The organism is Micromonospora sp. D75 (assembly GCF_018070405.1).
Taxonomy (GTDB): domain Bacteria; phylum Actinomycetota; class Actinomycetes; order Mycobacteriales; family Micromonosporaceae; genus Micromonospora; species Micromonospora chalcea.
Genome location: NZ_JAGPXV010000218.1, coordinates 1 through 8,644, shown reverse-complemented (window position 1 = coordinate 8,644; position 8,644 = coordinate 1). Strand labels below are relative to the sequence as shown.

The window sequence follows — 8,644 nt, the reverse complement described above, 5'->3', positions numbered from 1 at the left end:
CGTTCAGCCGGGCCGTCAGCGCGGCGATGTGCGCCGGCGACGCGCCGCAGCACCCGCCGGCCACGGCGAGCCGGTACTCCACCGCCCAGCCGGCGACCAGGTCGCCGAACTCGGCGGGGTCGAGCAGCGGGCGCGGCCCGGGCGCGCCGTCGCGGCGGTCCTCCAGGTTCGGGTACGCGCCGATCGGGCCGTCGTCGGCGTCGCGCAGCGCCCGCAGGCACCGCTCGGTCGCCTCCGGGGCGGTGCAGTTGACAAGCACCACCTCGGCCCCGGCGGCGCGCACCGCGCGGGCGGCGTCCACCAGGGAGTCGCCGGACAGCAGCCGGCCCTGGTCGTCGCAGACGAAGGCGGCCCAGGCCCGGGCGCCCACCTCGCGTACCTGCTCCACCGCGATGCGTGCCTCGCGGGCGGTGTTCATGGTCTCCACCAGCACCAGCTCCACCCCGGCCCGGACCAGCTCCACGGCCAGCCAGCGATGCTCCTCACGCAGCTCGTCGTCGGCCGGCACCAGGTCCGGCCGGTAGCAGTCCTCCACCGGAGCCATCGACGCGGCGATCCGGGTGCCGGGCGCGCCGGCCGTGTTGCGGGCGGCGAGCGCGACGCCGACGGCCGCGTGCACCATCCAGCCGAGGCCGGCGTCCTCCAGTCCGGCGCGGCGCAGCGCCCGCAGGTTGCAGCGCAGCGTGTTCGCGGTGAGCACCTGCGCCCCGGCGGTCAGGAACCGCTCGTGGACGTCGCGCAGCACGCGCCGCCGGCTGTCCGCCAGCAACGCCGCGGTGCCCCACCACGGGGGCTGGTACGGCAGCCCGGCGCGCTGCAACTCGGTGGCGAGTCCTCCGTCGAGCACCACCGGGGCGCCGCCGGTCGTGAATGCGGACATGTCTCCTCCTTCGCGGGGCGGTAATGCCGGTCAGCGGGTCAGGCGCCGTCACGCAGCGCGGTGACCAGGTCCTCGACCAGGTCGGCCGGGTCCTCGATGCCGGGTGAGATCCGGATCAGCCGGTCGGTCAACCCGAGACGCCGGCGTACCTCGGGCGGCACCGGGCGGTGGGTCATCAGCGCCGGGCACTCGATCAGGGAGCGGACGCCGCCGAGGCTGACCGCGGCGGTGAACAGGCGTACCCGGTCGAGCAGCTTGGCCGGGTCGCCGCGGTACTCGAAGGCGGCGAGCGCGCCGGGCGCGGTCATCTGCCGGGCCGCCACCGCGTGCTGCGGATGCGTGGGCAGGCCCGGATAGCTGACCGTCGCGACGCTCGGCTCGGCCAGCAGCGCCGCCACCACCGCGCGGGTGTTCTCCACCTGCCGGGCGGTGCGCAGGGACAGCGTCTTCAGGCCGCGGTGGGTGAGGTAGCAGTCGAAGCCGCCGGGGGCGTTGCCGGCCACCGTGCGGTAGGCCAGGAACCGCCGGTGCAGCTCCTCGTCCTGGTAGACGAGCGCGCCGCCGAGCACGTCGAGATGACCGGCGACGGACTTGGTGGTGCTGTAGAGCGTGATGTCCGCGCCGTGCGCGAGCGGTCGTTGCAGTACCGGCCCGGCCAGCGTGTTGTCCACCACCACCAGGGCGCCGTGCCGGTGCGCGAGGTCGGACACCGCGGCGATGTCGGCGACCTTGAGCAGCGGGTTGGTGGGCGTCTCCAGCCACACCATGGCCAGCTCGGGACCGCACTCGGACAGCGCGCGGTCCCGCTCGGCCGGGTCGGCGAAATCCACCGGCCGGACCGTCACGCCGCGCTCGGCGGCGGCGGCGAGCAACTGGTGGGTGCCGCCGTACACGTCGTCGGAGGCGAGCACCAGCCGGCCCGGCGGCACCAGCGACAGCGCCGTCGTGGCGGCGGCCTGCCCGCTGGTGTAGACGGTCGCGTGCCGGGCGTCCTCCAGCGCGGCGAGGCACTCCTCCAGCGCCTCCCGGTTGGGCTGCTCGCCCCGGGCGTAGAAGTAGCGCGGCGGGTCCTGGGCGGTGCGGTCGTAGGTGGTGGCGAGGTGGATCGGCGGCACCACGTCGCCGGTGCCGGGCACTGGTCGCTGGCCGACGTGCACCAGCCGGGTGTCGAACCTCATGACGCTCCCTTCCGGGCGCTGCTCAGAGGAACCGGACGTCGGGGTGGTCGGTGGTCCAGGGACCCGGTCGTACGCCGGCGAGCAGCTCGCCGACGAGGTCGATCTCGGCGGTGGTGTTGTAGACGCCGAAGGAGAGCCGGACCGTGCCGAGCAGGCCCATCTCGTCGAGGAAGGTGCTGGCGCAGTGCACGCCGCAGCGCACCGCCACGCCGTGCCGGTCCAGGTGCGCCCCGACGTCGTACGGGTGGATGCCGTCGACCACGAACGAGACGATGCCGCTGGGGTCGGCGGCCGGGTCACCGACCACCCGCACCCGGTCGATCGCGGCGAGCACGTCGACGGCGTGCCGGACCAGCGCCCGGTCGTGCCGGCGGATCGCGTCCCAGCCGAGGTCGCGCAGGTAGTCCAGGGCGGCGGCCAGCCCGACCGCGCCGGCCACGGACGGCGTGCCGGCCTCCCACCGGGCCGGCCCGTCGAGGTAGCGGACCGGCTGGTCGGCCGCGACGCCCTTCACGGTGCCGCCGCCCACCTGGTACGGGGGCAGCCCGGCGAGCAGGTCCCGGCGGCCGTGCAGCACGCCGACGCCCATCGGCCCGTACGCCTTGTGCCCGGAGAAGCAGTAGAAGTCGGCATCGAGGTCGCGCACGTCGACCGGCCGGTGCGGTACGGCCTGGGCGCCGTCGACCACCACCAGCGCGCCGGCCCGGCGGGCGGCGGCGGTCATCTCCCGTACCGGGTTGACGGTGCCGAGCACGTTCGAGACGTGGGTGACCGCCACCAGCGCGGTGTCCGGGCCGAGCGCGGCGGCGAACCGGTCGGCCCCGACCCGCCCGTCCGGTCCGGCCGGCACCACTGTGAGCGTGGCGCCCGTACGGTCGCAGAGCCGGCGCCACGGCAGCAGGTTGCTGTTGTGCTCCATGCCGGTCACCACGACCCGCCGGCCCGGCCCGGCCACCCGTTGCCCGGCGGTGTCCGCGACCAGGTTGACCGCGGCGGTGGTGCCGGCGGTGAAGAGCACCTCCTCCGGCTGCGCCGCGCCGATCGCCCGCGCGACGCTCTCGCGGGCCTGCTCGTACCGCTCGGTGGACTCCAGGCCGAGCCGGTGGTAGCCGCGCCCGACGTTGCTGTTCGCCCCGGTGTAGTAGTCGGTGATCGCGTCCAGGACGACGCGGGGCTTCTGCGTGGTGGCGGCGTTGTCCAGGTAGGCGACGAGGTCGCCGGCCCGGCGGGCCAGCAGGGGGAAGTCGTCCCGTACCGCCCTGGGCAGCGCCTCCGGATCGTGTCGCACCGTGTCCGTCATGCCGGCTCCTGTCGCTTGACGGCCGGTCGTCGGTGCCGGCGTACGCGCCGCGCGGGGTCGCCCCCGCGACGCGCACGGACGCCGTCAGGCGCTCGGGCGACGGAGGGCGGACCGGTCGTCCCCGTGGGACCACAGTGCTCGGGAGGTGCCGCACGGGCGCGGCGTGCCGGACGACGACGGGCCCCGACGAACGCCGAGGCTAGTTCAGAATAATATAGTGATCCGGTCCCGTCACCCCCTGGCGCGGGTCAGTGACCGGAGGTCGTCTGAGCGGCGGGCGCGGCGCCGGCGTCCAGGCCGAGCAGCTCGCAGCAGCGCAGCACCGCGTCGATGTCGCCCTCCAGCTTGAGCTGCCCGCCGACCATCGCCATCAGCGGCGTGACCCGCCCGGCGCCGATGCGCACGAACGTGGCCGCGTCGGTGGTCGCCACCATCGCCGGGTCGTCGGACGGCCCCTTCGCCACGCGCGGCACCCCGCCGGCGACGTCGATGCGGAAGACCTCGTCGTCGACCTGGAACTGGTAGCTCTCGTCGATCGGGGAGATCTTGTCCCACTGGAACATCGCTTCCACGGCGAGGAAGCCCCAGTGCGGGCGGACCGTGTCCTCGGCGTTCAGGTCACCGACGAACTCCAGGCCCCAGTGCGCGAGCCCGAGCACCATCGGCCGCAGCGCCTGCCCGGTCGGGGTCAGCTCGTAGGAGAGCCGGCCGCCGGTGCCGTGCACGTCGACCTGCCGCAGCACGCCCGAGTCGACGAGGAACTTGAGCCGGTCGGCGAGCAGGTTCGTGCCGATGCCGGGCAGGTCCGCGAGCAGTTCGCTGTAGCGCCGGGGACCCATCAGCAGCTCCCTGATGATCAGCAGCGTCCAGCGTTCGCCCAGCACGTCGAGCGCGGACGCGAGCCCGCAGTACTGGTGGTAGGAGCGCTTGCCGGCGAGGCCAGTCTGTGCCATTCCGCTATCGTATATTTTAGTCGGCTGTTTGCGCAGGTGGGGACGCGCTGTCGAAGCGACCGGCCAGGCCCGGCGGACCGTTCGGCCAGCGGTCAGGCGGCGGCCCGGCGGCCGAAGAGCCCCCGCATCAGCACCGGCTTGGCCAGCTCCTGGAAGTCGAGGTCGGGGTCGAGCTCGCGTACCGTCCCCTCGATCACCAGCAGCGACAGCAGCGGGAAGATGAGTTCCGGCGCGGCGTGCACGCCGTAGCGGCGTTGCAGGTCGAACATCTCCGCGGCGAACGCGATCAGGCTGAACTCCCGGGCCGGCAGCCCGTGGCTGCGCTCCACCAGGTCGGCCATCCGGACCAGGAACGTCTCCACGTCGGCGTCCGGCCGCAGGCCGGTGCCGCTGCGCACCACGATCTCGGCGCAGTACCGGCCGCGCCCGATCGACATGTTCATGAAGAACTCCGCGAACAGCCGGCGCAGCTCCTCGGTGAGCTGCACGCTGAACCCGGCGTCGAGCACCACCACCTGGGCGCCCCGGGTGAAGTAGAGGTTGCCCGGGTGCATGTCGCAGTGGACGAATCCGTCCACGAAGAGCATGTGGTAGATCGCTGTCATCGCGGAGGCGGCGAACCGCTTTCGCACGGCCGCCGACATCGACCGCGCCACGTCCACGTCGAGGTCCGGCATGAACTCCATGACCAGGCAGCGCGGCCGGCAGGCGTCGTCGCGTACGCCGGGCACCCGGACCCGGGGCACCACGGCGAGGTTCTCCTTGAGCCGGCGCAGGTTCTCCGCCTCCCGGGCGAAGTCGAGCTGGCCGAACACCGCGCCGCACATGTTCTCGACCACCTCCCGCACCGGGACGCCGCGCAGCATCGGCAGCCGGGCCATCACCCGGGCGCCGTGCCGCATCAGCGCGAGGTCGAGGGCCATCGTCGACTCGATGCCGGGACGGCGCAGCTTGAGCGCCACCTCGGCGCCGTCGGGCATCCGGCCGCGGTAGACGCAGGCCACGCTGCCGCTGGCCACCGGCGTCGGGTCGATCTCCGCGAACTCCGCGGGCGTCTCGCTGCCGTACGCCTCGGCCAGCGCCCGGCTGGTCTGCTCGGGGGTCATCGGGTCGACCCGGTCCTGGAGCACCGACAGCTCGTCGCAGAGCGCGGCCGGCAGCACGTCGCGCCGGGTGCCGAGCACCTGCCCGGCCTTGACGAACGTCGGGCCGAGCCGCATCAGCAACGTGGTGAGACGGCGGTACAGCAGCCGGCGGGCCGCCGCCCGGTCACCTCGGACCGCCTTGACCAGCGCCGCCGGCAGCACCGGCAGCAGGTGGGCGGCGCCGACCGCGCCGATCCGGGTCGAGCGGGCCAGCAGAGCGCGCGTGGTCGCCATGGACGTCAACCCTTCGTGATGCCCGGCACCTCGATCGCCCGGAGCTGCAGGGTGGTGAAGTCGCAGTACCAGATGCGGCGGCCGTCCCAGGTGATGCCGGTCGGGTTGCCCGCGACCGAGTAGGCGGCCACCTCCCGGCGGGCCGCCACGTCGTACAGGTTGATGGTGGCCGCGTCGCGGTCGGAGTAGACGAGGTAGCTGTCGGAGACGGTCAGGCCGGCGATCGGCTGCCGGACCGGGAACGTGTCGATCAGCCCGAAACCGTCCGGGTCACGCAGGTCGACCTGGCGCAGGTCCTCGTAGCCCAGCCAGAGCCCGTGCCGGGTCGCCTCCAGCCCGCACAGCACGTTGCCGGGACGCGGGTTGCCGAACTCGCCGAGCAGCTCGCCGTCCTCGGGATCGACCAGCCGCAGCACGCGGTCGTCGCCCGCCACCTGCAGCAGCCGCCCGCCGATCGTGGTCAGGTCGGTGCGCACGCCGGGGCAGTCGAGCCGGCGGACCACCTTGCCGCTGATCGGGTCCAGGGAGGCGATCTGGCTGGAGACCGCCTCGGAGAACCAGAGGCACTCCGCGGACCAGGTCAGGCCGCAGAGCTTGAGAGCGCCACGGACGGGAATGTCGCGGACGGTACCCACCGCGAAGGGCATCAGGACCTCCTCTGCCGGGACAGGCCGCACTCCAGCCGCCAGCCGGTCACGGCGCGGACGTCGCGCCGGGCCGGCCGGCGCAGGGCGACGGCCAGCTCGTCGCCCTCGGCCACGTCGGTGTGCCGCAGCGGCCACACCCAGACCGCCCAGTTGCATCCGGGGTACGACGGGAAGTTCGACAGCGTCACGTCGTCGGTGAAGTCGGCGGTGAAGAAGCCGAGCACGGCGTGCAGCCTCCCCGGCGCGATGACCGGCAGCCGCTGCCGCAGCGTCTGCCGGGACGGCGACCGGCCGTCGAGCGCCTGGTCGAGCACCACTGTGGGCTCGGTCAGCAGCTTCGGCGGACGCTGGAAGAAGTGCAGCTGGGCCGCCGGGGCAACGAGCTCCTGCACCGGGTCGAGCCGGTAGCCGTAGAAGTCGCCGCCCCACAGCCCCCAGCCCTCGTCGGCGAACTCGGCCGCGGCCAGCCAGGTCCGCAGCCGCCGGGGCACCACCCGGCCGCCGGGGCGCAGGTGGCGACGGGCGATCACGTGCAGCACCTCGGCCATCTCCTCCTCCGGGCCGAGGTTTCCCATCATCTAGGAGACCAGCACGTCCGCCTTGCGGGGCAGCCGGACCGTTCGGGCGTCGCCGGTGACCCGGGTGAGCCGTCGCTTGAGGTCGGTGGCCTCGATGTTGCGGGCCGCCGCCGCGGCGGTGGCCGGGTCGGCCTCGACCGCGTACACGTGCTCGGCGCCGTGCCGCAGCGCCAGCAGGGAGAGCGCGAGCAGCCCCGCGCCCACGTCGACCACCACGTCGCCGGGGGTGACGGCCTCCTCCAGCGCCCTGTCGTACGCCCGCAGCCGGGGCGCGTCGCCGAGCATCATCTGGTGCATGAGCAGCAGCCGCTGGTCCACGCGGTACCCCCTGAGCGCGCGTCCCTCCCGACCGCCGTAGCAGCCGGGAGGGACAACGTGACGGTACGTTGCTATTGGTTTTACTAGTAGAACCTCTGGCCGGCAGGCCCGTCAAGCGGACCCGTCGGTCAGGCGTTCACCGCGGCGTGCTCGCCGACCAGCGCGTCCCGCATCACCAGGTTGACGCCGGTGAGGCGAGCCTTCGGCTGCTCGTCCACGGTGACCAGGGCGGTGTCCGAGCCGTCCAGCTTGAGCTCGGTGCCGGTGGCCTCCATGCCGCGCATCTTGCCGTTGACGTGCACGGAGTTGGCGGCGTAGAGCGTCTCGTGCGGCGTGACCAGCTCGAACTCGGCGTCGATGTGCAGGTCGCCGGGGAACTTGAGCCGGCTGAGGCTGTCCTCGTTGCCCTCGCCCAGCGTGCCGCCGGAGACCCGCGGCCAGCTCGCCCGCAGCATGACCCGGCCACCCAGCTCCGGGCTGTGTCCGACGACCGCGACGCGGGCCAGCTGGGCGAGCACGCCCGGGCCCTCGTCGTGCTTGTCCGGGCCGAAGAGCAGCACCTCGGCACCGGCCGCCTTGCGGTAGTCCCCGGCCAGGTCGACCCGCACCGTCTTGCCGTTGACCTCGACCTCGATCTGCCCCTCCAGCGAGGTCTGCATGATCATGGACGGGTCGACCAGCATGGACATGCACGGGCCGGCGCTGGGCGCGAAGAACAGGTTCGGCGTGATCCCGACCGGCTGGTTCTCGTCGTTGGCCGGGTACCACGCCTCCGGCAGCGTGGTGCCCTTGACGACGTTCGGCGCGGCCATCACGTCGAAGGGACCGTCACCGCGCGGCTTGCCCAGGTAGGGCCCGGTCAGCGGCTTCTTGAACGGCGGGACGCTGTCGACCACGCCGTAGATGTCGATGACGTTGCGGTGGGCGAGCCGCAGCGTGCTCGACTCCAGGATGCCGAAGCGGCGGATGTAGAACTCGGCCGGGAAGTTCTTGCCCGGCACGATCTGCCGCACGTGCCCGCTGTTGGGCAGGAACGGGTTGGACAGGACCTGGATGCGGTCGTCCAACTCGTAGCTGAACCCCTTGATGCCCACCTCGGGCGCGCTGATCAGCTCGGTGGCGAACTGCGCGTAGCCGTTCTCGTCGACCTTGTGCTCGAAGCCCGGCATGGGCCACTTGTTGAGCTGCACGAAGCCGGACAGGTTGATCGTCTCGCGGCGGCCCGAGTAGTAGTCCTCGCCGAAGACCACGGTTGCCGCGGCGAGGATGTGCGGGCGGATCGGCTTGGGTTCGAGGTTCAGGGACTCGTAGGTCTCTCTGGTGCTCAAGCCAGACACCTCCAATGTCTGTCGGCAGGGGTCAGCGGCGGTCTGAGGGCCGCTGGTGGACCGGACCCGACCGGTCCCGCCGA

The 8,644-nt window shown here is 73.1% G+C and carries 9 protein-coding genes; all 9 read right to left on the bottom strand.

The features are described 5' to 3' along the window. A partial coding sequence (locus KBX39_RS15220; protein WP_210871158.1) for a homocysteine S-methyltransferase family protein occupies window positions 1-880 on the bottom strand: 880 nt, incomplete at its 3' end. A gap of 38 nt (window positions 881-918) precedes the next feature. Next, window positions 919-2,058 (bottom strand): PLP-dependent aspartate aminotransferase family protein, encoded by a 1,140-nt coding sequence (locus tag KBX39_RS15215; protein WP_064447382.1) that lies wholly within the window; start codon window positions 2,056-2,058, stop codon window positions 919-921. A gap of 22 nt (window positions 2,059-2,080) precedes the next feature. After that, window positions 2,081-3,358: an aminotransferase class V-fold PLP-dependent enzyme gene (locus KBX39_RS15210; protein WP_210871156.1), complete on the bottom strand. Its 1,278-nt coding sequence runs from the start codon at window positions 3,356-3,358 to the stop codon at window positions 2,081-2,083. Window positions 3,359-3,606: 248 nt separating this feature from the next. Next, entirely contained in the window at window positions 3,607-4,311 is a 705-nt protein-coding gene (locus KBX39_RS15205; protein WP_043325247.1) for a crotonobetainyl-CoA--carnitine CoA-transferase, read from the bottom strand. 92 nt (window positions 4,312-4,403) lie between these two features. Then, window positions 4,404-5,690, bottom strand: a complete 1,287-nt coding sequence (locus KBX39_RS15200) for an AarF/ABC1/UbiB kinase family protein (RefSeq protein ID WP_064447380.1) — start codon at window positions 5,688-5,690, stop codon at window positions 4,404-4,406. A 5-nt stretch (window positions 5,691-5,695) separates the two neighbouring features. After that, a complete protein-coding gene (locus KBX39_RS15195; RefSeq protein ID WP_043325250.1) occupies window positions 5,696-6,337 on the bottom strand; it encodes a hypothetical protein in 642 nt (213 codons plus the stop codon). Next, on the bottom strand, window positions 6,337-6,915 hold the full coding sequence (locus KBX39_RS33350; RefSeq protein WP_247660226.1) for a hypothetical protein: 579 nt from the start codon (window positions 6,913-6,915) through the stop codon (window positions 6,337-6,339). The genes KBX39_RS15195 and KBX39_RS33350 overlap by 1 nt, the downstream gene beginning before the upstream one ends. Further along, on the bottom strand, window positions 6,916-7,233 hold the full coding sequence (locus KBX39_RS33345; RefSeq protein WP_312247358.1) for a 50S ribosomal protein L11 methyltransferase: 318 nt from the start codon (window positions 7,231-7,233) through the stop codon (window positions 6,916-6,918). A gap of 128 nt (window positions 7,234-7,361) precedes the next feature. Then, window positions 7,362-8,561 carry a DUF6004 family protein gene (locus KBX39_RS15185; RefSeq protein ID WP_030499571.1) on the bottom strand — a complete coding sequence of 400 codons (1,200 nt, stop codon included), beginning with the start codon at window positions 8,559-8,561 and terminating at the stop codon, window positions 7,362-7,364. Window positions 8,562-8,644 lie beyond the last annotated feature (83 nt).